This window comes from Sphingobium sp. KKT206 (assembly GCF_055640555.1).
In genome coordinates, this window is the sequence record NZ_CM145765.1 from 54,385 (window position 1) to 80,064 (window position 25,680).

The following is a 25,680-nucleotide window of genomic DNA, read 5'->3' on the forward strand; positions in this document are numbered from 1 at the left end:
TCAGGCGTAACCGAGCATGGATTTGACTTCGAGATATTCGTGGAAGCCATACTCGCCCCATTCGCGCCCATTGCCGCTGCGCTTGTAACCGCCGAAGGGGGCGTGGAAATCGAAGCCGCCATTCATGCTGACCCAGCCGGTGCGCAGGCGACGGGCCACGGCGTGGACCTGGGCGGTGTCCAAACCGTTGACGTATCCCGCGAGGCCGAAGGGGCTGTCATTGGCGATGGCGACGGCATGGTCGATGTCGTCATAGGGGATGATGACCAGCACGGGGCCGAAAATCTCTTCGCGGGCGATGAGCATGTCGTTGGTGCCGAGGAAGACGGTGGGGCGAACGAACCAGCCCTTCTCGATGCCTTCGGGGCGGCCGGGGCCGCCTGCGACGAGGGTGGCGCCTTCTTCGGCGCCTTTGGCGATATAGTCCTGAATGATATTATATTGCGCCTTCGACACGACCGGCCCCATGGCGACGTCGCCTGCCGGGTCGCCAACGGTGACGGCTTGTGCTGCAGCCTTGGCGGCGGCGAGCGCTTCGTCGAGGCGGGATGCGGGGACGAGCAGGCGCGATCCGGCGCTGCAGGTCTGGCCGCTATTGCCCATCATGCCTGCGGTCGCGCCGGTGACGTTTTCAGCCAGCGCCGCGTCATCCAGCACGATGAAGGCGCTCTTGCCGCCGAGTTCGAGGCCGACGCGCTTGACCGTGGTGGCGGCGTCCTTTTGGATCTGGACGCCGACGGGTTCGGAGCCGGTGAAGCTGATCATGTCGACATCGTCGTGGGTCGAAAGCGCGGTGCCGATGACGCTGCCCTGCCCCTGGATCATGTTGAACACGCCCGCAGGTACGCCTGCTGCGTCGATGATTTCGGCGAGGATCTGCGCAGAGAAAGGCGCGAGCTGTGGGGGTTTGAGGATCATGGTGCAGCCGGTGGCGAGCGCGGGGAAGACCTTGACGCAGGTCTGGTTCATCGGCCAGTTCCAGGGCGTGATGAGGCCGCAGACGCCGATGGGTTCACGGCGGATCAGCGTGGGTCCGCGCAGTTCCTCGAACGGGAATGTCTCCAGCAATTCGATGGCGGTCTGGAGATGGCCTGCGCCGAGGCCGACATGGAAGCCGTTGGCGAGGCCCGATGGCGCGCCCATTTCCTCGCGGATCGCCTCGCCCAAGTCCGCCATGCGGCGCTGATATTCAGCCTGGATGGCTTTGAGCAGGTCGAGCCGTTGTTCGCGAGTGGTTTCCGACCAGATGGGGAAAGCACGGCGGGCGGCGGCGACAGCTTTGTCCACGTCCGCCGCGGAGCCAAGCGCGATATGGCCTGCGACGGTTTCGGTTGCGGGGTTGATGACTTCGGCCGTCTTGGGCGCGACCGGGTCTACCCACTGGCCGTCAATGTAGAAGTGTAGATGGTCGCGCATGGGTGTCTCCGTCATTGATCCTCCCCCGGCGGGGGAGGTGGCAGGCCGAAGGCCTGACGGAGGGGTGTCATGCTCTCGATAGGGTGACGCCCCTCCACCACCGCTACGCGGCGGTCCCCCTCCCCTGCAAGGGGAGGAATTTATCCGGCTTACTGTGTGCCTTCCGCGTACCAGGTGCGGAATTCGGCATATTTGGGCATCTCTTCCGAATTGGCTTTGGGGTCGATGACGACATGGACGACGCCGACCTTGCCGCTGGCGTAGGCGCGTTCGATCGCGGGTTTGATGTCTTCGGCGCGGGTCACATATTCGCCGTGGCAGCCAAAGCCTTCGCCGATCTTGTCGAAACGAACATCCTTGCTCCAGTGGGTGCCGGTTTCTTCAGTGCCCTGGCCAAAGGTGCGCTTGTAGACGCCGACTTCCAGACCCCAGGCATTGTCGACGCCGACGACGCAGACCAACGGCAGCTTGCAGCGCGCGGCGACTTCCAGTTCGCCGATATGGAAGAGGAAGCTGCTGTCCGAGGTCAGCAGCATCGCCGGGCGCGATATGCCGGTTGCCGCCTTGTCCGCCAGCATCGCGCCGGTGGCATAGGGGATGCCGGTGCCGATATGACCGAAATTCTGGTTCCAGATCACGTCATGCGGCTTGCACTGCGAATAGGTCCATTGGAAGATGACGCCCGCGCCGCCGTCGCGGATCATAATGCCGTCCTTGGGGAAGGCCTGCGTCGCTTCGACCGCGAGGCGCGCGGGATGGATGGCGAGATCGCCGGTACCATCGCTCTTGGTCAGCGATTCCGCCGCCAGTTCATCCAGTTCCGCCTGGCCGTCGCGCATGAAGGCTTCCAGCATCGGGGCCGGCACGCGCGGTGTGTCCTTGAGCGCGGCGACAAGCTGCGGGACGACGCCGCGCAGATCGCCGACCAAGGGCACGTCGATCGGGCGGTTGACGCCGATGGCCGAGGCATCCTGTTCGACATAGATCCATTTGCGGATCGCTTCATTCTTCTGCCAGTAGCGCCATTTGCCGAAATGAACCGGCTCGCCGAGTTCAGTGCCAAGCGCCAGCACGAGGTCGGACTCGGTGACGGCCTCGATCGAGGCCTTGGAGAAGACATATTGGAAGGTGCGGTCTTCGAGACCCTTGATATAGCTGGTGCCGCCCGACGTCTGGATGACGGGGCAGTTCATCAGATCGGCCAGTTGCTTGACCGCTGCGCCGGTACGTGACGTGTGGACGCCATGGCCAACCAGCAGGATCGGGTTCTTGGCTTCGCGGATCAGTTTGGCGGCTTCGTGGACCCGGTCGATGTCCGCGCCTTGATTGACCAGGCGATAGCGTTCCGGCACCAGCGGTGCGGGCAGGTCCAGCTCTTCCAGAATGATGTGGCTGGGATATTCGATATAGACGGGGCCAGGGGTGCCGCCCATCGCCTTGCGGATGCCTTCGCGGATCACTTCGTCGGTCTGATCGGCATATTCGATCGATGCCGCATATTTCACCGAATTTTCGAACAGCGGCATTTGCTTGACGAACTGGATGCGGCCGCGGCGGACGCGCTGTTCAGTGACGCGGGCGCGCTGACCCGACAGGAAGATGACGGGCGAATGTTCGACCAGCGCGCATTGGATGGCGGGCGCCATATTGGCGATGCCCGGCCCCAACGTGCCGACAGCGACAGCCGGCTTGCCGGTGATGCGCGAGGCGGCTTCGGCCATGAAGCCGGCAGCGGCTTCATGATGAGGCGCAACCACGGTCCAGCCGCGCCGTTCGGCCTCCAGGAACATATGGACGAAGTTCGGATCGGGGATGCCGAACAGGGTGTGGATGCCTTCGGCCTCGAACAGGTCGAGGACACGCTTATAGACTGGCGTGCCTGGCTTGCCCGATGCGGTTGCAGCGGTAGTAGGCTTGGGATCGTCGTAGCTCATTTCAATAGCCTCGGTGCGCCCGTACCCATGTACGCGGCGAGGTTGCGGTGGAAATTGGTGATCTTGCGTTCCTGGTGCGGATTGGGCAGCGGCCCGCGAAAGCCGCGCGACTTCATCCCCTTCTGCACCCATTTCATGTTCGAGAAGTCTTGGGCGAGGATCGCGCCCCATCCTTCCGCCGTCGGTTCGGCATGTTCCCATTCAGTCGCCGGTTCCTCGCCTTCGGGGAATCGTTCGATCGCGTAGGATTCGAAGATGCACATGTTGGGATCGTCGCCGAAGGGCCGCGCGCGATAGCAGAGCGCGAAGGTGATCCCCTGCAACACCGACATGTTGGGAAAGACGTGCCAGGCGAGGCCGGCCTCGGCCATCACTTCTGGCGGAATGTCGGGCCAGAAGACGCCGCGGGCGGCGTCGTCCGCCCGCGCCGATTTCAGCCAATGGGCGATGACATCGGCGGCCGCCGTGCCTTCGGGCAATTCATCGACCAAGCGGCTGGCGGCATTGACCAGCGTTTGCGTGGACGCGGCATAGTTGAGCGTCTCGTAATTTTCGCGGATCAGCTCATAGGTCGAGCGGCGCGGATCGTCGCCCTTCCCTGCCCGCGTGACGCTGCTGCTCTGGCTCATGGCGAAGGCGGGGTCGCGCTGGTCGAAACCGCTTACCCCGTGCAAACCATAAGCCGCGCTATAGGCATAATAGTCGCCATAGGCGAGCAACTGGCTATGCGTGCCCGCGACATGATAGGGTTCCATGAAGGCTTCGAGCGCGGTCTTCCAGTTGGAGGGATAGACCACCCATTTGCGCCATTTGTAGCGCATCTTGTCCATCTCGAAATAGGATAGGATGCGTCCGGCGTCGCCCAGAAACTCGGTCACGGGGTCAGCATCCAGATCCATGTGAATCCAGATCCAGCCGCCCCACAGATCGACCTTCACTTCGGAAAGGTGCGTACAGTCGGGCGTCAGGGCGCCCTGCCAGTCCTGCGGATCGAGGATATAGCTGTTATTGCCGTCAATATCGAAGGTCCAGCCGTGGAAGCCGCAGATGAAATTGCGACGCTTGTTGCCCTTGGCCGAGTGCGCGCCTTCAGGCACATCCACTAACTGCCGCCCGCGATGCGGACAGACATTGTGATAGGCCTTGAGCCGATCAGGCGCGACGCGGATGACGATGATGCTGTCGTCGCAAATATCATAGGTCAGCCAGTCGCCGACGTCCGGCAATTCCTCAACCCGCGCGGCGACCTGCCACACTTTGGGCCAGAGCTTTTCCTTTTCGGCGAGCGCATAGTCGCGCGACAGGAAGGCCTCGACCGGGTAGGTCAGCGGCTTGGTCAGATCCTCGATGGCGATGGTGGTCGGGCTGTTCATGCCATGCTCCCGCAGCCTGTTCCCGGCCGTCCGATGATTGCGAACGAACGGCCAATCCCAAGCGAAAGCCGGTGGCCGGGCGGCGTCCTCCCCCCGGCGATCATGACCGCAATTCCATGCCCGCAAGGTCACCGCGTGCGCGCCAGTCCTGCAACAATGTCTGGAACGCGCCCCAGCCGGGGCCGTAGCTGCGGAACAGCGCCCAGGGTGCTTTGACCTGGCCTTCATTGGTGAAATAGCTTGGCGTACATTCGATCTGGAAGGCGGAAGTGTCATATTCCACATCGTGGAAATGCTGGACATAGGCGTCCTGCGCGTCCGCCGTGGTTTCGACCGAGGCCGCGCCCTTTGCCATCGTCGCCTGGATGATGTGGGCGATATGTTCCGCCTGCCGCCCGAATTGTTCGGTGACGCTGGCGTTGAGGCCGCCCTGAATATAGCCGATGAAGAACTGGTTAGGGAAACCATGGGTCATGGTGCCGTGCAGCGTCTTTGGCCCGTTTGCCCAATGATCGTAGATGGACAGGCCATTGCGCCCCTCCACCACATCGATGCCCCAGCGGCGCTTGAGGTCGCTGGTGACTTCAAAGCCGCTGGCGAAGATCATGCAGTCGACGTCATAGTCGACGCCGTTCGAGACGAAGCCCGTCTCCGTCATCCGCTCCAGCCCTTTCGCGTCGGACACGTCGACCAGTTGCACATTGGGCTGATTGAAGGCGGCGTAGAAGTCGTTGCTGGAGAGCGGGCGCTTGCACAGGAAGCGATACCAGGGCTTGAGCGAGGCGGCGGTCGCCTTGTCCTTGACCATCTCATCGACGCGGGTGCGCAGCCTTTCCATGACGCGATAGTCCACCACTTCGCGGCGGGCCGTGAATTCTTCGGGCGACAGTTCCGGCCAGCCTTCAGCTTCCAGTTCGGCGTGGAGGTTGCGCGCGATTTCGGTCCAGATGTCGCAGATCAGATCCTGCTCACCGGGCAGGAAAAATTCCATCGCGGCGCGGTGGAAATTGGCCTGGCGCTCGGCCTGCCAGCCGGGTTGCAGCGCTTCCGCCCAATTAGGATCGGTCGGCGGATTGGGCCGTTCGTCCACGGTCGATGGCGTGCGCTGAATGACGTAGAGCTGCTTTGCGTAGCGGGCGAGATGCGGCACCGCCTGGATCGCGGTGGCCCCGGTGCCGAGGATCGCGACGCGCTTGTCGGCAAGCTTGTCCAGCACCGGGCTTTCGTAGCTGCCGCCGGTATAGCCATAGTCCCAGCGGGCAGTGTGGAAGATCTTGCCCTGATAGCGGACTATTCCCTCGATCCCCGGCAATTTGGGCATGTTGAGGACGCCGCAGCCCATGATGACGAAGCGGGCGCGAAAATGATCGCCGCGGCTGGTTTCGACATGCCAGCGCTGGAGCGCGTTGTCCCATCTGAGCGCAGTGACGAGGGTGTGGAACAGGGCGCGATCGTGGAAGCCGAAGCGCTGGGCGATCTGTTTGATATAGGCTTGAATCTCCGCGCCGTCGGCGAATTTCTTGGACGGCATGAAGCCGGTTTCTTCGAGTAGCGGCAGGTAACAATAAGCGTCATTATCGCATTGGATGCCGGGATAGCGGTTCCAGTACCAGACGCCGCCAAAGTCGCCGGCATGGTCGATATTGCGGAAATCGGTGACGCCCTGCTTGGTCAGATGATAGCTGGCCAACACCCCGGCAAAGCCCCCACCCAGCACCAGCACGTCAAGCTCCTCGACCAGCGGGTCGCGCGGGGTGACGGCCATGTGCGGATCGACATCATAGCTGTGCGTCATGTCGTCGGTGGTCGGTTGATACTGCCCCTGCCCGTCACCGCGCAGGCGCTTGTCGCGCTCCTCGCGATATTTTGCGCGCAGCGTCGGGATATCGAATGTATCGGGCGCTGGCGTCCGGGTGGGAGTGCAGCTCATATCCGCTCCATGGCAGCTTGTTGTTTCCGGCAACTAATCAACAACACTGTTCATTTGCAATGCGGCCTGCGCGGTTAGCGCGGGAGCGATGTTTCGCTGGGCCCTCTGTTTAGGGCTTGGCCGCGCGGGTTAGGTTGAGCGCGTAAAAAGCCGGATGAGGATGTCGGACATGGCGCAGCAATTGATGGATTTCACGGGCCGGACGATCATCGTCACCGGCGCGGCGGGCGGCGGCATCGGTACCGCGACGACCAAGATGCTGGCGCAGGCGGGTGCGACCGTGATTGCCGCCGGACGGACGCAGGCCAAGTTCGACGCGCATATCGCGCCGCTGATTGCGAAAGGGTTCGCGATCGTGCCGGTCATTGCCGATGTCGGGACGGACGAAGGCGTGGCGAAGGTGATGGAGGCGGCGGTGGCGGCCCCCGGCACGCTTCATGGGCTGGCCAATGTGGCGGGCGGTGCTGCCCCGCAGACCTGGATGCGGGCCGAGCGGGTGGCGCGGGCGGACTGGCGCGCGTTGTTCGAGCAGAATCTGGAGACGATGTTCTTCATGAGCCAGGCGGTGGCGCGGGAATTGCGGGCGCGGGGCAATCCGGGTGCGATCGTGGGTGTGTCATCGATCAGCGGGATGAACAGCGCGCCCTATCACATCGCCTATGGCACGGCGAAAGCGGCGATCGTCGCGGCGACACGCACGCTGGCGACCGAACTGGCGCTCGACAATATCCGCGTCAATACCGTTGCGCCGGGCATGACGATCACGCCGGGATCGGGCGCTTATATCGATGAGGATGTGGCGCGGGACCAGGCGGCGATCGCCATGGGACGGCGTGCCCAGCCGGAGGAACAGGCGGGGGCCATCGCCTTCTTATTGTCCGACCTGTCGAGCTATATCACTGGGCAGACGATAATGGTGGATGGCGGGTTGAACCTCAAATGGACGCATCTGGGCGCGGACAATACGTCGCTGTTCCTGAAGAATGAGGATTTCCGTGCAGCGATAAAGGCGTAACAATGGCTGGCATGAGCGCGATCGAAAGACAGACACTGCGGGGGGCGGACGTAGACCTGGCCGCGGACGTCACCGGGCCGGTGGATGGCCAGCCCATCCTGTTCCTGCATGGCAGCGGGCAGACGCGGCAAAGCTGGGGCAAGGCGCTGGTCGAGGCGGGGCGCCACGGGTTTCGCGCGCTATCCATGGATTTGCGCGGGCATGGCGACAGCGGATGGTCGCCCGATGGACGCTATGACCTGACCGTCTTTGCCGATGATTTGCGCGCGGTGCTGGCGCAATTGGACCGACCTCCGGTGGTGGTGGGGGCGTCGCTGGGTGGGATCGTGGGCATGATCGTGGCCGCCGCCGATCCCGCCGCGATCAGAGCGCTGGTGTTGGTGGATATCACCGCAACGGTGGACATGGAGGGGGCGAATGAGGTGATCGCCTTCATGAACGCCGGGTCGGACGGCTTTGCCTCGATCGAGGAGGCGGCAGCGGCGGTTTCGGCCTATCTGCCGCATCGTGACAAGCCGCAGAGCAGCCGGGGACTGGCGAAGAATTTGCGGCAACGCGGCGCGCGCTGGTATTGGCATTGGGACCCGGCCTTCATGACGATGGGCGTGGATGCCAAGCAGGAGGCGGAAGGACCGACCGTGCTGGAGACGGCGGCGCGGGCGCTGACGATACCGACACTGCTGATACGGGGCGGGCGCAGCCGGATCGTGACCGAGGAAGGGGCGCGGGCTTTCCTAGAGATGGTGCCGCATGCCGACTATGTGCATATCGACGGCGCGCACCATATGGTGGCGGGCGACGCCAATGATGCGTTCAACGATGCGGTGTTCCGCTTTGCCGATCGGCAGGTGGAAGGATCAGCGCAGGCTGACGGGTAACGCGCACAAAAAAGGCGACGCCGGAGCGTCGCCCTTATCTGGTGCGTACTGACACTTGTTAACTGCCAGACCGCGATCTCTGAGGCTTTAAGTTCGCACAGGCACCAACCGCCGTCAATAGTGACAATGATCGACAGACCCATTTCGGCGCAGAATTTGCCTTGACCTTAACCAAGTAACTTGGCCCATTGGATTTTCTCTTCTGGGGGTGGATGGTCATGACAGGCAAAAAGCATATATATTGGCGCTTGGGCGCTGACCTGGGGGCCAATTCGCTGGGTTGGGCGGCAATCGAACTCGATGCGCCGACCGATGGCAAGCCGATCGGCATTCTGGCCGCCGGTTCGCGGATTTTCAGCGATGGCCGTGATCCCAAGTCCGGGGCCTCGCTCGCGGTGGACCGGCGCGATGCGCGGGCGATGCGGCGGCGGCGGGATCGCTTTCAGCAGCGGCAGCGGGCGTTGCTCAAATATCTCGTCGCTGACGGGTTGTTCCCTGAGGATGAAGGTGAACGCAAGGCGCTGGCCGCGCTCGACCCCTATGCGCTCCGCGCACGGGCGCTGGATGAGGCGCTGTCGCTGCATGAATTGGGCCGGGCGCTCTTTCATCTCAACCAGCGGCGCGGTTTCAAATCCAACCGGAAGGCCGATAGGAAAGCGGATGACGACGCAGGCAAGATCGCGATCGGCGTTGATCGTGCGCGTGAGGCCATGGCCGAGAATGGCGCGCGTACCTATGGCGAATGGTTGCACCGACGCCGTGCCAGCGCGACGGACGCCAATGCCATTCCCCCGGTCCGGACACGACTGCGCCCTGAAAGCGGCGAAGACGCCAAGGGCGATGGGTATGATTTTTACCCTGGCCGCGACCTGCTGGAGGAGGAATTTGCGGCCATTTGGGAGGCGCAAGCGGCGCATCATCCCGACGTGCTGACTGACGACGTGTATGAGCGCCTGTTCGAGATCGTCTTTTACCAGCGCCCCTTGAAAGCACCGCAGATCGGCATGTGTACGCTGATCGCGGGTGACCGGCGGCTGCCCAAGGCGCATCCCTTGTTCCAGCGCCGCCGCTTGCTGGAAGAACTTAATGCGCTGATGATCGTGCGGCCGGGCGAAGTCGCGCAGCGTCTGACGCGCGAGGAACGCGATACGCTGTTCCTCAAGCTCAAGGATCGCAACAAGGTCAGTTTCGAAAGCCTGCGAAAGACGCTCAAGCTAGACCCCGACGCGCGTTTTAACAAGGAGAGCGAAAACCGCACCGAGTTGAAGGGCGATGAAGTCGCGGCGGCGATGGGGAGCAAGACGCGCTTCGGCAATCGCTGGGTGCATTTGTCGATCGAAGAGCAATGGGCAGTGATCGAGCGGCTGGGCGATGTCGAAAGCGACGCGGAGGATGCGGCTTTTCGCGCCTGGCTGGCCGAGCGTTACGAGTTAACGCCGGAACAGACGCGAGCCGTCACCAATGCGCCGTTGCCGCAGGGCTATGGTCGGTTCGGCGAGACCGCGACACGCAAGCTGATCGACGCGCTGCGCGACGGTGAGAAGGATGGTCGAGTGCTGGTATATAGCGAAGCGGTCACGGCGGCGGGCCTGGGCCATCATAGCGACCGGCGCACGGGCGAGGTCTTCGAGGACGAAGAGGGGCGACCGCAATTGCCCTATTATGGCGTGGCGCTGGAGCGGCACATCATGCCGGGGACGGGAGATCCGTCCGATTCGGATGAAATGCGCGTTGGTCGGCTGACCAATCCCACCGTCCATATCGGGCTCAATCAGTTGCGGCGGATCGTCAACCGGCTGATCCGCGCCTATGGCCCGCCCGCCGAAATCGCGATCGAGCTGGCGCGCGAACTGAAGCTGACGGATGAGGACAAGAAGCGGATCAATAAGGAGAATAACAGCAATCGGCTGGATGCGGAACGGCGGTCGGAAAAGCTGTTGGCGATCGGCAAGCCCGATACCGGTGCGAACCGGGCCTTGCTGAAATTATGGGAGGAACTGAATCCGGCCAATGTACTGGACCGGCGGTGCATCTATAGTGGCGTGCAGATTTCCATCGACATGCTGTTTTCCGCTGCGGTCGAGGTCGATCATATCCTGCCATTCACCGCGACGCTGGACGACAGCAATGGCAACAAGATCGTCTGCACCCGCGAGGCCAATCGGGAGAAGCGCAAACGGTCCCCCTATGAAGCGTGGGGGCATAGCGCCCGCTGGGAAGAGATTGCCGCGCGCGCCGCGCAATTGCCGCGCAACAAGCGCTGGCGGTTCGAGCCGGATGCGATGGAAAAGTTCAAGGATGACGGCGGGTTTCAGGCTCGGCATCTGATCGACACCCAATATCTCGCCCGGCTGTCGCGCGAATATCTGGCGACGCTCTATCCCGACAAGGGCGAAGGGAGCGGCCATATCTGGGTTTCGCCCGGCCGCCTGACCGAGATGGTGCGGCGCAAGCTGGGCCTCAACGACCTGTTGCCCGATCATAATTTCGGCGGCGGCGCGGATCAGGCCAAGAACCGGCTGGATCATCGCCATCATGCGATCGACGCGGTGGTGGTGGCGATCGTGGACCGGGGAATGCTGAACAGGATTGCGCGGGCTTCGGGTCAGGAAGGCGCGGAAGGACGCGAACGGATCATCATTCCCGAACCGTGGGAAGGATTCCGCGATGATCTGCGCACGGCCGTCAATGCCATTACCGTCAGCCACCGTACCGATCATGGCACGGCGTCGAAAGCGGGCCTGCCCAAGGGCAAGGACGCGACCGCCGGGCGGCTGCATAATGACACCGCCTATGGCTTTACCGGGGAGACCGACGCCAAGGGCAACAGCATCGTGGTGCGCCGGGTGCCGCTGTCGAGTTTCAAGAAGCTGGCCGACATTGACCGTGTGCGCGACCCTGAGTTGAAGGCTGCGCTCTACCAGCATCTCGATGGACTGGAGGGCAAGGCGTTCGACAAGGCGATTGGTGAGTTTGGCAGTCGCGAATGGCATCCCTATGGTGGCGTCCGCCGCGTGCGCGTGACCGAACCGCTGAGCGTCATTCCCATTCGTGACCGAAATGGACACATCTACAAAGGCTATAAAGGTGATTCCAACTACAGATATGATGTGTGGGAATTGCCCGGAGGCAAGTGGGTGACGAGTTGGAACGACATAGATGGGGTGGCGCTGTCGAGCGTCGTTTCCACTTTTGATGCACACCAGTCTGATGTCCAGCCACGACCCCATCCCGCAGCGCGCAAGGTTCTGAGCCTTCATCAAAATGATCTGGTGGCGATTGAGCGAGATGGAGAAGAACGAAAGCTCATGCGCGTCGTGAAATTCGGCCAGAATGGTCAAATCACATTGGCTGAGCCGCAACAGGCGGGCGATTTGAAACGTCGCGATGCCGCATCCAATGATGATGATCCGTTCAAATATTTCTCACCGACATGTGGCGGCTTGAAGAAGGCCAAGGCGCGTCAGGTGCGGATCGACGAGTTAGGCCGGGTGCTGGACCCCGGTTTTCCCGCGCGCTCGAAGCAGCGCAAGACGCGCAAGCCGAGCTGAGCGGGCGCGGCAACAGGCATGGACCGGATCGTCGACATCGCGACCGACGGCCGTCATCTGTCGGCCTATCGCGGTTTTCTGATCGTGTCGCAGGATCGGGAAGAAGTGGGGCGGATACCACTGGACGATGTCGCCGCCGTCATCGTCCATGCCCATGGGATAAGCTGGTCCACCAATCTAATCGTAGCGCTGGCGCAGCGGGGCGCGATCATGCTGCTATGCGGCAGCAATCATGCGCCCGTCGCCGTATGTCTGCCGCTTGACGGACACCACGCTCAGAACAGCCGCATCCGGGCGCAATGGGAGGCGGGCAAACCGCTGTCCAAGCAGCTTTGGCGGCGGATCATCATCGCCAAGATCCGGTGGCAGGCGGCGATTTTGGAGGCCAATGGCGTGTCGGCCTCCGCGTTCGACCTGCTGGCCAGGCGGGTCGGGTCGGGCGACCCGGACAATGTCGAGGCCCAGGCGGCGCGCCGCTATTGGCCGTTGCTGATGGGCGAGAGTTTTCGTCGCGATCGGGATGCCGAGGATATCAACGCCCTGCTCAACTATGGCTATACCGTGCTGCGATCGCTGTGCGCGCGCGCCGTGGTGGCATCGGGCCTGCATCCCTCGATCGGGGTGCATCATGCCAACCGGACCAATGCCTTTGCCCTGGCCGACGACCTGATCGAGCCTTTTCGGCCGCTTGTCGATGGACTGGCGGTGCGGATGGCGGCGCGCGGCATCGATAGGGTGACGCCCGAAGCCAAGCGCGCCTTTGCCGGGCTGATCGCGCTCGACCTGCCTGGAGCGGACGGCACGACGACGGTGGCAGGCGCAGCCAATCGGGCTGCCCAAAGCCTGGCGCGGGCGTTTCAAAGTGGGCTGGCGAGCGACATCATTCTTCCGGTCCCGCCTTCTACGCTGGAACTGGCCGGGCTCGACGCGCTACTCCCGTGAGCGCGAACCAACTAAGCGGATATCGCCTGATGTGGATTTTCGTGATGTTCGACCTGCCCGTGGGCACCAAGGAGCAGGCCCGTGCCGCGACCAAATTTCGCGAGTTCCTGCTGGACGAAGGCTTTGAGAAAAGCCAGTTTTCCGTCTATGCTCGTTTCTGCAACGGCAAGGAGCAGTTTGAAACCTACATGCGGCGAGTCGAAGCGAAGCTCCCCGATAATGGCGATGTCCACATCCTCAGTTTCACGGACCGGCAATATGAGAATATCGTGCGATTTTCAGGGCAACGGCGCAGGCGGCAGCGGAAAAACCCCGATCAGCTGGCTTTATTTTAGCGATTCGGGTCGTTTTGAAGGCGGCCGATCCGTCGTTATCGCTTTGGTTTTCAATGCGATAACGACGGATCCATTATAACCGCTCAGAGATCGCGGTCCAGCGGCAACTCCAGCGAGGACTTGAACCAATAGACCACATTATAACCGCTCAGAGATCGCGGTCCAGCGGCAACCTCGCTGGCATTTCGGCATGATCGCACAACATTATAACCGCTCAGAGATCGCGGTCCAGCGGCAACAGCGGCTTGGCGCACTGTTCACCTTCGGCAATTATAACCGCTCAGAGATCGCGGTCCAGCGGCAACACCCTAACCCGCGCCCAATCGCTGATCCACATTATAACCGCTCAGAGATCGCGGTCCAGCGGCAACTCGCAAGTTCGCGAGGACAAGATACCGTGGATTATAACCGCTCAGAGATCGCGGTCCAGCGGCAACGGCTACAGGCGTTTGCCCCTCTACCGTTGCATTATAACCGCTCAGAGATCGCGGTCCAGCGGCAACTTGGCGGCTAAGGTCGATGTGAGCGCGTTCATTATAACCGCTCAGAGATCGCGGTCCAGCGGCAACTTGGACTTTCCATCGCCGCCCGCCGCCTCGATTATAACCGCTCAGAGATCGCGGTCCAGCGGCAACTGCCATTGCGGGCGACGTGATCGGCGCGCGATTATAACCGCTCAGAGATCGCGGTCCAGCGGCAACAACTTACTATTCAGAGTCGTACTCACGTCAATTATAACCGCTCAGAGATCGCGGTCCAGCGGCAACTGCGCCATGAAATTCCAATGAACTGCGGTATTATAACCGCTCAGAGATCGCGGTCCAGCGGCAACTTCGCTGGCAACGAAAACCCGCCGCTCGTTATTATAACCGCTCAGAGATCGCGGTCCAGCGGCAACAAGGTGCAGGACCGAGGCTGGCACCACCTGATTATAACCGCTCAGAGATCGCGGTCCAGCGGCAACGAAGTTTGGAGCAGGGTGGGCACACGGGGATTATAACCGCTCAGAGATCGCGGTCCAGCGGCAACAGAATGCGGTGAAGCTGGTTGCTGCTGATATTATAACCGCTCAGAGATCGCGGTCCAGCGGCAACATGACCGAGCCTGCGGCCAACAGCGCCGCGATTATAACCGCTCAGAGATCGCGGTCCAGCGGCAACGTTTCCGGGAGCGATACGCGCGCGCACGCGATTATAACCGCTCAGAGATCGCGGTCCAGCGGCAACCGCTCTCCAGATCGAGCATAACGGCCAGCGATTATAACCGCTCAGAGATCGCGGTCCAGCGGCAACGGCAGCTGGTCGAACGCCAAGATCGAGCAGATTATAACCGCTCAGAGATCGCGGTCCAGCTGTGTCTATGGCTGCTTTGGTTGCATGGCCAATCCTGCCAGACCCGTGGCCGCGTCGGTCATGAATAGATAGGCGTCGGTGCCGGGTTGCCGATCCTTGTTGATCGACTTTGCCGGAACCGCGCCGCTTTTGTCCTGATGGGTGGCCAACCATTTTTGCGCGCGCTTTAGGGCGGTTGCAGTGGACGGATCGCCTGTTTCTCGTAGAATGACGGCGACCGATGCGGTGGCGTAGCCGTCGCTTTCCTGTGGCAAACTCGTTCCATCGATGCGCTGCCATGTCGATAGGCTCGGCAGGTTCCAGCCGCCATCCGGTCGCTGGTTTGCCATCAATTCCGCGAGGATTTTGGTACGTTGCTCTGGCACCAACACCCCATGAAGCTGGCTGTCCGCCCATAGGATGAGAGAGCGAGAATAGAGCGAGCCGCCGCCGATGCCGCCACGCAGATAGGCGCGGAGCGCTTCGACTTGTGGCCCAATGGCCGGGTTTGCGGCATAGCCGTCGGGCGCACGGGCAACAGCGAGCGCCGCCAGGGTTGCACCCCAATATGACGCGCTGGTCGATTCAAAGGGTTCGAGGCGGAAATTGAGCCAGGTGAAGCCGCCATTTTGATCCCCCGTCTTCATCTGGACGCCCCACATGTTGGCGAAGGCCTGTCGCGTATCCGCGCCAAAATGCCCGCTTGCCTGATCGCGGGTGGTGAGGATCAGGGCGTTCAGGACCGCTTCGACGCCGCGGGATTCGGCAGATTTGGGCACGCCGCGCGTCTGATCAGGGTAGAAAGGCTCGACCGCGTCCCACAGATAAACGCGTTTTACCACGTCATCGAACATGGCCATTTCATCGATGCTTTGTCGATGTTCGCCAGATTGTGCGCGCAAAGCGGGCATCGCCAGAACATGCGGCAGCGAGGTATGACATGATACGCAGCGCGTGCCATGATCCCGTTCGGATTTGGGCCATTGCCGCCACCAGGTCAGGCGACTTTCAAGATAGCGGGTGGCGGCTGCATTATCCCAACCAGGTGCCTGCGCAGGCGCGGCCTGTCCGCGCGACATCGCTGCCATCGCGAGAAGGGCGGCAGAAGAAAAAAGCAGCCAGCGGATCATGCAGCATCCTATCAAACATGCGAAAGGATAGGTGGAAGGCCTTCGCAGGCTATGGGTCGAATGACGTAGAAGTCCCTGCGGAATGGCGGTGCGCTGCAATCAGGGCGGTTTTGCGCTCAGTCTTTTTCAAGAAGCGTTCGGCAAGCGACGGTGGATCGCGGCGCGCCATTGTGCCTGTCCAGTTCGTCCAGGGTTGCCAGCGCCATCGCCTTATAGGGCGGCAGGAGTGTCGGGCATTGTTGGCTAAGCGCCGTGAGATGGTTGGCGATCGTTTCGTCGTCGCCGCGGAGCAGCGGGCCGGAGAGGCCTGCCATGCCGTGATCGAGGCTGGCGTCCAGCGCGGCGCGTACCAGGGGGGCGAGGAGTGCCGAGGGTTCGGCGACACCGGCGGCGGCGAGTGCCTGGCAGGCACCGGCAATCAGCGTGACCAGATGGTTGGCACCGTGGCATAAAGCGGCGTGATAGAGCGCGCGCTGCGCCTCTTCGATGGGCACCATGATGCCGCCCAGCAAGGCCACGAGCTTGAGCGCTGCTGCGTTGGCTTGCTCGGTCGATCCGGTGACGGCAAAGCGGGCGCCGACCATATGTTTGACTTCGTTCGTCGGATTGCCGGTGAAGGTCATGGCGGGATGGATCGCCGCCGTCATCGACGTGGCGCTGCGCAGTGGGTCCAATATGGTCGCGCCGCTGCGCCCGCTGACGTGGAAGATGAATCGTGGCCGGTCGGTGGGTTCAGCCTGTGCCAGAGCGACGACGATGTGTGCGAGGGCATCGTCCGCGACGGCGAGCATGATGAGATCGCAGTCGCGCGCAATCTGGGCCACATCTCCGGCTGCCTGCGCTCGCCCGATGACGGCGACAGCCTCGGCGCATTTCTCTGGGTTGCGGCCCCAAATCAGGAGCGGGTCATTAGAATGCGCGGCCAGCGCACAGCCGATGGCGGACGCGACCCGGCCTGTGCCGATGATGCCGATCCGGCGGTAGGGCGATGTGCTGACCATGATTGTCACCCTAACTCACGGAGGATGGCCCGTCATCGCATGGATGACGGGCCAACGCCGTTTTTTAGCCGACCGCGCGGCTCATCAGTCGGTCGAGCCGGTCCGAGAAGGCGCGCGCGTCGGTGGGTTGTTCGCCATCGGCGATGCGGGCCTGGTCGAGCAGCAAATGGGCGAGGTCGGACTTGAGACCATCCGCGTCGTCGCTCGACGCCAGTTTCTGGATCAGGGCATGGCGCGGATTAATCTCCAGCACAGGCAATGCCGCCGTCGGGAGCTGGCCAGCGCTGGCGAGCAGCTTTTCCAATTGCCGGTCCATGCCGCTTTCGGGCGCGACCAGGCATACAGCGCTGGTCGTCAGCCGGTCCGACGCACGCACATCGGATACGGCGTCGGCGAGGGTCGTCTTGGCGAAGGCGAGGAAGTCGGCGACGGCTGCATTTTCCGGCTCGGTCGGCTTGTCCGCGCCTTCGACCAGCGGAATGAGGCCCAGGTCCGCGCCGCCCTGCGTCACCGACTTGAACGGCTTGCCTTCATAATCGACGCCCATCGTGGTCCAGAAATTATCGACCTGATCGGGCAGCAGCAGCACTTCGATGCCGCGCGCGCGGAAACCTTCAAGCTGCGGCGAGGTCGACAGCCGGTCAAGGTCGCTGCCGGTCGCATAATAGATGGCGGTCTGGTTCTCTTTAAGCTGCGCGACATAGTCTTTGAGCGAGCGCCAGCCTTCACCCGATGTCGTGCTTTTGAACCGGGCGAGGCCAAGCAGCGCCTCACGCCGTTCGAAATCCTCGTACAGCCCTTCCTTGAGGACGGGGCCGAAATTCTCCCAGATGCGCTGATAGGCCTCTGCGTCATTATCGGCCAACTTCTGCAGGTCGCCGAGCAGACGGCCGGTCACGCCCTTCTGGATGGCGCCCAGCACCGGGCTGTCCTGAATCATTTCACGCGACATGTTGAGCGGCAAGTCGGCGGAGTCCACCAGCCCGCGTACGAAGCGCAGATAGCGGGGCAGGATCGGTGCTTCGTCGGTGATGAACACGCGACGGACATAGAGTTTGATATGCCCCTTGCGATCCGGGTCGAACAGGTCGAACGGCTTGGTTTCGGGGATGAAGGTCAGGACCGAATATTCATAGCGGCCTTCGGCGCGATAATGGACCGTGTGCGCGGGCTTGTCATATTGGCCGGCGACGCTGCGATAGAAGTCGGCATAATCCTCTTCGCTGATCTCGGACTTGGGCTTGAGCCACAGTGCGGCGCCATCGGCGATGTCGACGCCATCGGCATCAGGCTTTTCGAACAGCATGATCGGGACCGGGACGTGGCCCGACTGCGCCTTGATGATGCGCTCGACCGTATAGCGTTCGGCATAGGATTTGGCGTCTTCCATCAGGTGCAGGACGACGCGGGTGCCGCGCGTGGGAGCGTTGGCCAAATCGACCGGGGCGATGGTGTAGGTGCCCTGCCCGTCCGAGGTCCAGCTGGCGGCCTCGTCCGATCCGGCGCGGCGCGAAAACACCTCGACCTGGCTCGCTACCATGAAGGCGGAATAGAAACCGACGCCGAACTGGCCGATCAGTTGCGAACCTTCCTTGCCCGCTTCGGCCGCCAGGCGTTCCATAAATGCCTTGGTGCCCGACCGAGCGATCGTGCCCAGCGTCTCGCCCATTTCGGCGGCAGTCATGCCGATGCCATTATCTTCGATCGTTAGGCGGTTCTGGTCCGCGTCCAGCAGAACGCGGATGCGCGGCTGCGGGTCATCGCCCAGCAGAGAGGGCGTGGCGATGCCTTCATAGCGCAGCTTCTCGCACGCATCGGCGGCATTGGAGATGAGTTCGCGCAAGAAGACGTCACGGTCGGAATAGACCGAATGCACCATCATGCGCAGCAGCTTCGAAACATCCGCTTCGAAAGCATGGGTTTCGGGCGCGGTAGCGGTTTCAGTCGTCATGGCAGGTTTACCCTTTGAATGCGTCAACGGCGCGGCAAATGGCGGCTCGTCGTGCATTTTGCAAGATCGATGCTTGGCCTTTCCTGACGCGAGACGGGGTGGCTCGGCCCCTTACTCTATCGATTGCACTTCATCGGTATGGACGTCGAACCGGACCAGATTGGCGGGGCCGAACGCGGTGGTCAGGGCGACGTCGGTGGCATCGCGTCCGCGCGCCATGAGGATGCGGCCAATGCGGGGACGATTGTGGCGGGCGTCATAGGTGTACCAGTTGCCGTCGATATAAACGTCGAACCAGGCGCTGAAATCCATCGGCGCATCGACCGGCGGGATGCCGATGTCCCCCAGATAACCGGTGCAGTAGCGCGCCGGGATATTCATGCACCGGCAAAGGGTGACAGCGAGATGGGCAAAGTCACGGCATACGCCGCGCCGTTCCTGATAGCCGTTCCAGGCGGTCTTGTCCGACCGGGCATAATGATAGCCGAACTCGATATGATTGTGGACGAAATCGACGATCGCATCGACCCGATCGCGGGCCGAGGCATAATGGGCGAAATTGCCCCAAGCGACATCCATCAGCCGATCGGTTTCGCAATAGCGGCTGCCGAGCAGGAAAGGCATCACCGCGTCGGGCAAATCCTCGACCGGAATTTGTGGGCCATCGGGTGCGCGGACGTCGGGCTCGCCATTATCCTCTATCACGAAATCGCAGGACAGGGTCACGCCACCGGGCGGGATAGCGAAGCGGGTGGCGACATTGCCGAACCCATCTTCGAACTGATAAAGCGGAATGTCGGGGCTGGCAATCAGCCGTTGGGGCGTGCGTAGATCCTGATGGCGCGAGGGATGCACGCTCAGCAGCGCGACCATGGCGGTTTTCGCATCGGTATTGAAGGCAATATCATATCCGCAGCGGATCAGCATGGACGGGTACTTTCCTTAAGCGCCGATATGTCGGCTGTTGATGGCACCATGGTTGGTCGAGGGAAACAAGCTGGGGTCGGCACGCAGCACATCGACCGACACATCCATGTTCAGGAAGCTGCCGGGCGGGCCGAACCATGTGCCCGACAGGGGCAGCGCCTGATAGGGATCGCGCGCGACGGCGACGCGGATGAGGCCGCGATTGCCGATAATGCCGTTGGTGGGATCAAATTCGACCCAGCCGGAACCCGGCAGAAAGATGCGGACCCAGGCATGGGTGTTGCCGCCGCCCACCACATCTTCGGATCGGGAAGGATTATACACATAACCGGAAACGAACCGCGCGGCAAAACCCAGAGCGCGCACCGCCTCGATCATCAACACGGCAAAGTCGCGGCAAGTGCCCTGGCGCAGCTTGAGCGTTTCTATGGGCGACTGGGTGCCCTTTTCATGGCGAGGGACGTAAGTAAATTCGCGCTGGATGCCTGTGGCGATTTCCGTCAACAGCGCAATCGTGCTGGTGTTGCCATGATTGCTGACGAAGCTGCGCGCCCAATTATCGACGATGCGTTCGGGATCATGATATTCCCGTTCGATCGACCGGAGCAGGTCGGGCATGTCCTCCGACGAATAGGTGAAAGGAAAAAGGCGGGCATAGGGTTCAACGTCCACCTGCTTTTGCGCGAGCGGAGCGTGATCCAATGTGGCTTCGCTGTTGACGACCAATTGCGCGGCGCGCGCCTTGAATGTGGCAATGGCGACGGAATTGCCGAAGACATCATGCAGCCAGCGCAACTCGCTGGGCGCTGGATCGATGTCGAGGCGTGCGGACAGCAAGCGCTGGTCAAATGCCTCGCGAGGGCGCATCATGATGCGATGTTCACCCAGGGATACCGGCTGCTGATAGTGATACGTCGTACTGTGTCGGATGGTGAGCAACGGCATAGGGTCATGTCCTGATGGCCGGGCGCACGGCAGAAAATCTCTTGGGTCCGGGCGATCCGTTGCCGTTCGGGCTGTTCAACGCAGAAGGCGGCTCCCCGTTCCTGCTCATCGGCGATCATGCGGGGGCGGCTATTCCAGGGGCGCTGGGGGATATGGGGTTGAGCGCGGCCGATCGGGCGCGCCACATCGCCGTCGATATAGGGGTTTACGGGCTGGGCCATGCGTTGGCGCGGCGGCTGGATGCCCCTTTTCTGCACCAGAGCTATTCGCGTCTGGTTATCGATTGCAATCGTGACCCGGCGCACGCCGAGGCGATACCCGCTTTATCCGATGGCACCGTGATTGGCGGCAATGCCGATTTGGAGATGGCGGAGAAGGCAGAGCGGGTGAGAGCGATCCACCGACCCTATCATCAGGCGATGGCGGACCTGATCACGGCCCGGACGGCCGCAGGACGCGAGACGGTCCTGTTGTCGTTGCATAGTTTTACCCCGGTGCTGAACGGTGATGTCCGTCCCTGGGACATCGGCATATTGCATTGGCAAGGGCGGACGGATTTCGCGCTGTCGATGCTCGACCAGTTGCGGTCGATTGCCGGTGTCGTCGTTGGTGACAATGAACCCTATGCGATGGATGCCACCGACTATACGGTGCCCTTTCATGCTTTCCCCAACGGGTTGCGCTATGCGGAAATCGAGGTGCGGCAAGACCTGATCGAGGACGCCGGGGGGCAGGCGCTATGGGCCGAGCATATTGCCAGCGCGGCACAGGGGTTCATCGCTTAGCGTTCCGCCTGACAAACCAGCCATGGAAAAAGATTCCAAGGGAACGTCCGCACTTACCGCGCATTAGCCTCCCCGACAGGAGGCCTCATGACTTATAGTGACCGTATGACCCTATTCGCGCGCATCGGCTTTGCGGCGCGCGGACTCGTCTACATCCTGATCGGCTGGTTCGCTTTGGACGTCGCGTCGACGGGTGGACAAGTGAAGGATAATCAGGGTGCGCTGGGCAGCATGGTCGATGCGCCGCTGGGCCATGTGCTGCTGGCCATCTGCGCGCTGGGGTTTGCCGGCTATGCGATATGGCGATTGACCGAAGCGGCGATGGACCCGGAAAATTGCAGCCGGACGCTCAAGGGTAAATTCAAGCGGGTGGGCTATGCCATGAGCGGCATTTCCCATGTCATCCTGGCGGTCGCCGCAGCGCGCCTGGCCTTGCGCCAGACATCGGCGCAGGAGGGCAGTCCCGGCGACGCGAGCGCCGAAAGCTGGTCCGCTTGGCTTTTGTCACAGCCGGGCGGCGTGGTCCTTCTAGTACTGGTTGGCCTGGTTCTCTTTGCGGTTGCCGCGACGCAAGCGATCAAAGCCTATAAGGCGGAGTTTCGCGAACTGGATGGCGATACCCCCGCCCCCGACTATGTGCGCTGGATCGGACGCTGTGGTTATGCCGCACGCGCATTGATATTCGCGCTGATCGGCTGGTTCATAATTTCGGCCGCACTGAACCATGATCCTGATCAGGCGGGTGGTCTGGGCGAAGCCCTCAAACAGTTGCGGGCGCAGGAGGAAGGCACCATCATTTTGAGCGTCGTGGCCTTTGGCCTGGGGCTGTTCGGGGTCTTTAGCCTCATCGAAGCGCGCTATCGCCGGATGCGGGTCGCCAAGCCGGATTTCCTGCGATGAACCACGTGATTTTGGTTGATGTCCGGTCATGTGAACAGCCGTTCATGGACCAAAATCACGGTCAAATCGTTTCTGAAACAACCGGCTCCCTGTGAGCGCAAAAGTTTGAGGACGATATGACGGACCTGGCAAATGAAGACCGCAAGGTAACGATTTCAACCGGCATTGCGGACCTGGACAATATTTTGGGTGGCGGCCTTACGGCCAATCGCGCCTATTTGCTGGAAGGAACGCCCGGCAGCGGTAAGACGACGATCGCGCTGCAATTCCTGCTGGAAGGCGCGCGCCAGGGAGAGCGCGGTCTTTACATCACCCTGTCGGAAACGTCGGCGGAATTGAAGGAAGTCGCGCGCAGCCATAACTGGGTGCTGGACGATATCGACCTGTTCGAACTGGTCAGCGGCGAAGGGCTGGACCCCGAAGCGGAGCAATCCATCCTGGAGCCGTCCGAAGTGGAATTGGGCGAGACGATCCAGGGCGTGATGGAGTGCGTCGATCGCATCCGGCCGGTTCGGGTGGTGTTCGATAGCCTGTCGGAAATGCGGCTGCTGGCACAAAATTCGCTGCGTTATCGCCGCCAGATATTGGCGTTGAAGCAATATTTCTCGCAGCGCCATTGCACAGTGCTGATGCTCGATGATCGCAGTTCCGACCCCAACGACCTGCAATTGCACAGCATCGCCCATGGCGTCATCACGCTGGAACAAGCGGCGCAGGATTATGGCACCGAGCGCCGCCGCTTGCGCGTCGTGAAGATGCGCGGCGTGAAATATCGCGGTGGCTATCATGACTTCGTGATCGAGACCGGTGGCGTGGCCATCTTCCCTCGTCTGGTCGCGAATGAACATCATGGTCAATATGTCCAGCAGTTGGTTTCCACCGGGCTGGAGCGCATGGATCAGATGTTGGGCGGCGGCATTTCGGTCGGCACCAATTTGCTGTTCAATGGGCCTTCGGGCGTCGGCAAGACGACGACGGCGGTGCAGTTTGGCCTGAGCGCCATCGCGCGCGGCGAGAAGGCGGCCTATTTCCTGTTCGATGAAGGACGTCCGACCATGATCACCCGTGCCCGCGCCATGGGCATGGATCTGCAACCGCATCTCGATAGCGGCGCGCTGACCGTCACGCAGATCGACCCCGCGGAAATGTCGCCGGGCGAATTTGCGAGTTGGGTCCGCCGCGCGGTGGAAGAAGATGGCGTGCGCTTCGTGGTGATCGACAGCCTGAACGCCTTTTTGCAGGCGATGCCGGGCGAGAAATATCTGGTGCTGCAGATGCACGAGATGTTGAGCTATCTGAACCAGCAGGGCGTCATCACCGTCCTCATATTGGGGCAGCATGGCATCATCGGTGAAGTCCGGTCCGATGTTGACCTCAGCTATCTGTCCGACACGATCGTCCTCTTCCGCTACTTCGAAGCGAAGGGCGAAATGCTTAAGGCGGTGTCGGTCGTGAAGAGCCGCACCACGCCGCATGAGGCGACCATTAGGGAGTATCGCCTGGGCCGCAACGGCATTACTGTGGGCGAGCCGCTCAAGGATTTCGACGGCGTTCTGACGGGCGTGCCGACCTATAGCGGCAAGACGCCCTTGCTGGCAGCAGAGCCGGCGGCGAGCGAGACATAAGGATGGAAGATCGCATCCTTGTTCTGGCGCTGAGGGGTAGAGACGCGGCAGTGATGGAAACGCTGTTGGCGAAGCAGGATTATGCCTGCACGACCTGCGCCGATGCGCGCGCGCTGAGCGACGAGCTGGTGCAAGGCGCGGCCACCGCCATAATTACCGAAGAGTCGCTCGCTGGAGCGGATCGCAGCGCGCTGGACGCCTGGGTCGCGCAACAGCCGCCATGGTCGGATTTTCCATTCATCCTGCTCGCCACCCGCCGGGCCGGGCATCGGCCCCGCGACGCGATGCTGGTGCTAGAGCGGCTGGGCAATGTCATCGTGCTGGAGCGGCCCATCCACAGCGAGACTTTGGGCAGCGCCGTGCGGTCGGCGATGCGGGTGCGGCGACGACAATATGAAGCGCGTGAGCGGCTGGCCGCGCTGCAACTCGCCGAAGAGCGGCTGACACATCTCAACGCCAATCTCGAAACGCGGATTGCCGAGCGCACGAGCGAATTGTCGCGCGCCAACAATATGTTGATGGAGGAAGTGGCCGAGCGCGAGCGCGCGCAGACGGCGCTGGTCCAATCGCAGAAGATGGAAGCGGTGGGCCAGTTGACCGGTGGCATTGCGCATGATTTCAACAACCTGCTGACCGTCGTGTCCGGTAACCTCGAAATGATCGAGCGCAGGAGCGATGACGAGAGGATCCTGCGGCATGCCCGTTTCGCGGCGGAGGCGACCGACCGCGCGGCGAAGCTGACGCGCCAGCTTCTGGCCTTTTCGCGCACCCAGCAATTGGCGCTCGCGCCGCTCAGCCTCAATGCGCTGGTGGAGGGCATGGGCGACCTGCTCGCTCGGACCATCGGCCCGCGCATCGACCAGCGACGGTTGCTGGCGGCGAGCCAGCCCTGGGTGATGGCGGATGTGAATCAGCTTGAACTCGCCGTGCTGAACCTGGCGATCAATGCGCGCGACGCCATGCCGGAGGGCGGCATATTGACGATCGAAACGGACGCCGAGCGCTCTGCCCCGGAGGGCGTGAAGCCGGGACGCTATGGCGTGGTGCGGGTGCGCGACAATGGCGTTGGCATCCCCCGACCGCTTCTGTCCAAAGTGTTCGACCCCTTTTACACGACCAAGCCACTGGGCAAGGGCACCGGCCTTGGCCTGAGCCAAGTCTTCGGGATCGCCCGGCAGTCAGGCGGGATCGCGCAGATCGACAGTGTGGAGCAGGAGGGCACCACCGTCAGCATATGGCTGCCGCTTGCCGAGCAACCGGCGGTCGAAACGGAGTTGGCTGCGGAAATATCGCCGTCGGACCGGGTCCGTGCCAAGCTCAACATTCTGATCGTGGACGATGACGAAGGCGTGCGCCGGTTCGTTGCTGAAGGACTTGAGAGTTTTGGCTATCATATCACACAGGCGGCGTCAGGCGCAGAGGCGGTGACGCTGTTGGATGCCGCCCTTCCTGACGTGATGATCGTGGACTTTGCGATGCCGGGCATGACCGGGATCGAACTGGCCGAAGCAGCACGACGCCGGACCCCTGATCTGCCGATCATCATGGTCACGGGCTATGCCGAAGAAGGCGTGTCGGCCGACACGAGCCTGATCACCCATATAGTGCGCAAGCCCTTCAAGATCGATGCGCTTGTGGGCGTGCTGGACATGACGACGGGCATATTGGCCAGCGCGCCGGATTGAAGGTTTGGGCCGGGGGCGGCCGATTG

Annotated in this window: 18 protein-coding genes and 1 CRISPR repeat array; of the genes, 10 read left to right on the forward strand and 8 right to left on the reverse strand. The window is 62.1% G+C overall.

The window, feature by feature from the left end; all coding sequences use genetic code 11:
- The 4 genes from ACZ2HM_RS18200 to ACZ2HM_RS18215 form a co-directional block, all read right to left on the reverse strand.
- Window positions 1–1,416 carry an aldehyde dehydrogenase family protein gene (locus ACZ2HM_RS18200; RefSeq protein WP_470427139.1) on the reverse strand — a complete coding sequence of 472 codons (1,416 nt, stop codon included), beginning with the start codon at window positions 1,414–1,416 and terminating at the stop codon, window positions 1–3.
- A 149-nt stretch (window positions 1,417–1,565) separates the two neighbouring features.
- Complete coding sequence (locus tag ACZ2HM_RS18205) at window positions 1,566–3,350, reverse strand: thiamine pyrophosphate-binding protein (protein WP_470427140.1); 1,785 nt, start codon at window positions 3,348–3,350, stop codon at window positions 1,566–1,568.
- Complete coding sequence (locus tag ACZ2HM_RS18210; RefSeq protein ID WP_470427141.1) at window positions 3,347–4,723, reverse strand: aromatic ring-hydroxylating oxygenase subunit alpha; 1,377 nt, start codon at window positions 4,721–4,723, stop codon at window positions 3,347–3,349. Before ACZ2HM_RS18210 ends, ACZ2HM_RS18205 begins: the two co-directional genes overlap by 4 nt.
- A gap of 100 nt (window positions 4,724–4,823) precedes the next feature.
- Entirely contained in the window at window positions 4,824–6,653 is a 1,830-nt protein-coding gene (locus tag ACZ2HM_RS18215; RefSeq protein ID WP_470427142.1) for a flavin-containing monooxygenase, read from the reverse strand.
- A 169-nt stretch (window positions 6,654–6,822) separates the two neighbouring features.
- Between ACZ2HM_RS18215 and ACZ2HM_RS18220 the strand changes: the two genes are divergently transcribed.
- The 6 genes from ACZ2HM_RS18220 (at window position 6,823) to ACZ2HM_RS18245 (ending at window position 15,649) form a co-directional block, all read left to right on the forward strand.
- On the forward strand, window positions 6,823–7,668 hold the full coding sequence (locus ACZ2HM_RS18220; RefSeq protein WP_470427143.1) for an SDR family NAD(P)-dependent oxidoreductase: 846 nt from the start codon (window positions 6,823–6,825) through the stop codon (window positions 7,666–7,668).
- A 2-nt stretch (window positions 7,669–7,670) separates the two neighbouring features.
- Complete coding sequence (locus ACZ2HM_RS18225; RefSeq protein ID WP_083216997.1) at window positions 7,671–8,546, forward strand: alpha/beta fold hydrolase; 876 nt, start codon at window positions 7,671–7,673, stop codon at window positions 8,544–8,546.
- A gap of 218 nt (window positions 8,547–8,764) precedes the next feature.
- Window positions 8,765–12,097, forward strand: coding sequence for a type II CRISPR RNA-guided endonuclease Cas9 (gene cas9, locus ACZ2HM_RS18230; RefSeq protein WP_470427144.1), 3,333 nt, complete (start codon window positions 8,765–8,767; stop codon window positions 12,095–12,097).
- Between the two features lie 18 nt (window positions 12,098–12,115).
- Window positions 12,116–13,039 (forward strand): type II CRISPR-associated endonuclease Cas1, encoded by a 924-nt coding sequence (gene cas1, locus ACZ2HM_RS18235; protein WP_470427145.1) that lies wholly within the window; start codon window positions 12,116–12,118, stop codon window positions 13,037–13,039.
- Between the two features lie 44 nt (window positions 13,040–13,083).
- On the forward strand, window positions 13,084–13,374 hold the full coding sequence (cas2, locus tag ACZ2HM_RS18240; protein ID WP_237236126.1) for a CRISPR-associated endonuclease Cas2: 291 nt from the start codon (window positions 13,084–13,086) through the stop codon (window positions 13,372–13,374).
- A 72-nt stretch (window positions 13,375–13,446) separates the two neighbouring features.
- Window positions 13,447–14,732: a CRISPR direct-repeat array (repeat unit 36 nt; unit sequence ATTATAACCGCTCAGAGATCGCGGTCCAGCGGCAAC).
- A gap of 602 nt (window positions 14,733–15,334) precedes the next feature.
- Complete coding sequence (locus ACZ2HM_RS18245; protein WP_470427146.1) at window positions 15,335–15,649, forward strand: hypothetical protein; 315 nt, start codon at window positions 15,335–15,337, stop codon at window positions 15,647–15,649.
- A gap of 302 nt (window positions 15,650–15,951) precedes the next feature.
- Here ACZ2HM_RS18245 and ACZ2HM_RS18250 read toward each other — a convergent pair whose 3' ends face one another.
- The 4 genes from ACZ2HM_RS18250 to ACZ2HM_RS18265 all read right to left on the reverse strand — a co-directional run bounded on the left by ACZ2HM_RS18250 (window position 15,952) and on the right by ACZ2HM_RS18265 (window position 20,659).
- Window positions 15,952–16,836, reverse strand: a complete 885-nt coding sequence (locus tag ACZ2HM_RS18250; protein ID WP_470427147.1) for a Rossmann-like and DUF2520 domain-containing protein — start codon at window positions 16,834–16,836, stop codon at window positions 15,952–15,954.
- 64 nt (window positions 16,837–16,900) lie between these two features.
- Entirely contained in the window at window positions 16,901–18,787 is a 1,887-nt protein-coding gene (gene htpG / locus ACZ2HM_RS18255) for a molecular chaperone HtpG (RefSeq protein ID WP_470427148.1), read from the reverse strand.
- Window positions 18,788–18,898: 111 nt separating this feature from the next.
- Window positions 18,899–19,714, reverse strand: a complete 816-nt coding sequence (locus ACZ2HM_RS18260) for a transglutaminase-like domain-containing protein (protein ID WP_470427149.1) — start codon at window positions 19,712–19,714, stop codon at window positions 18,899–18,901.
- Between the two features lie 15 nt (window positions 19,715–19,729).
- Window positions 19,730–20,659: a transglutaminase family protein gene (locus ACZ2HM_RS18265; RefSeq protein ID WP_470427150.1), complete on the reverse strand. Its 930-nt coding sequence runs from the start codon at window positions 20,657–20,659 to the stop codon at window positions 19,730–19,732.
- Between the two features lie 14 nt (window positions 20,660–20,673).
- On the opposite strand from ACZ2HM_RS18265, the gene ACZ2HM_RS18270 reads away from it, so the two are divergent.
- The 4 genes from ACZ2HM_RS18270 (at window position 20,674) to ACZ2HM_RS18285 (ending at window position 25,654) form a co-directional block, all read left to right on the forward strand.
- Window positions 20,674–21,444, forward strand: coding sequence for an N-formylglutamate amidohydrolase (locus ACZ2HM_RS18270; protein WP_470427151.1), 771 nt, complete (start codon window positions 20,674–20,676; stop codon window positions 21,442–21,444).
- An 87-nt stretch (window positions 21,445–21,531) separates the two neighbouring features.
- A complete protein-coding gene (locus ACZ2HM_RS18275; protein WP_470427152.1) occupies window positions 21,532–22,344 on the forward strand; it encodes a DUF1206 domain-containing protein in 813 nt (270 codons plus the stop codon).
- Between the two features lie 116 nt (window positions 22,345–22,460).
- Window positions 22,461–23,969 carry an ATPase domain-containing protein gene (locus ACZ2HM_RS18280; RefSeq protein WP_470427153.1) on the forward strand — a complete coding sequence of 503 codons (1,509 nt, stop codon included), beginning with the start codon at window positions 22,461–22,463 and terminating at the stop codon, window positions 23,967–23,969.
- A gap of 2 nt (window positions 23,970–23,971) precedes the next feature.
- Window positions 23,972–25,654, forward strand: coding sequence for a response regulator (locus ACZ2HM_RS18285; RefSeq protein WP_470427154.1), 1,683 nt, complete (start codon window positions 23,972–23,974; stop codon window positions 25,652–25,654).
- Window positions 25,655–25,680: the final 26 nt, after the last annotated feature.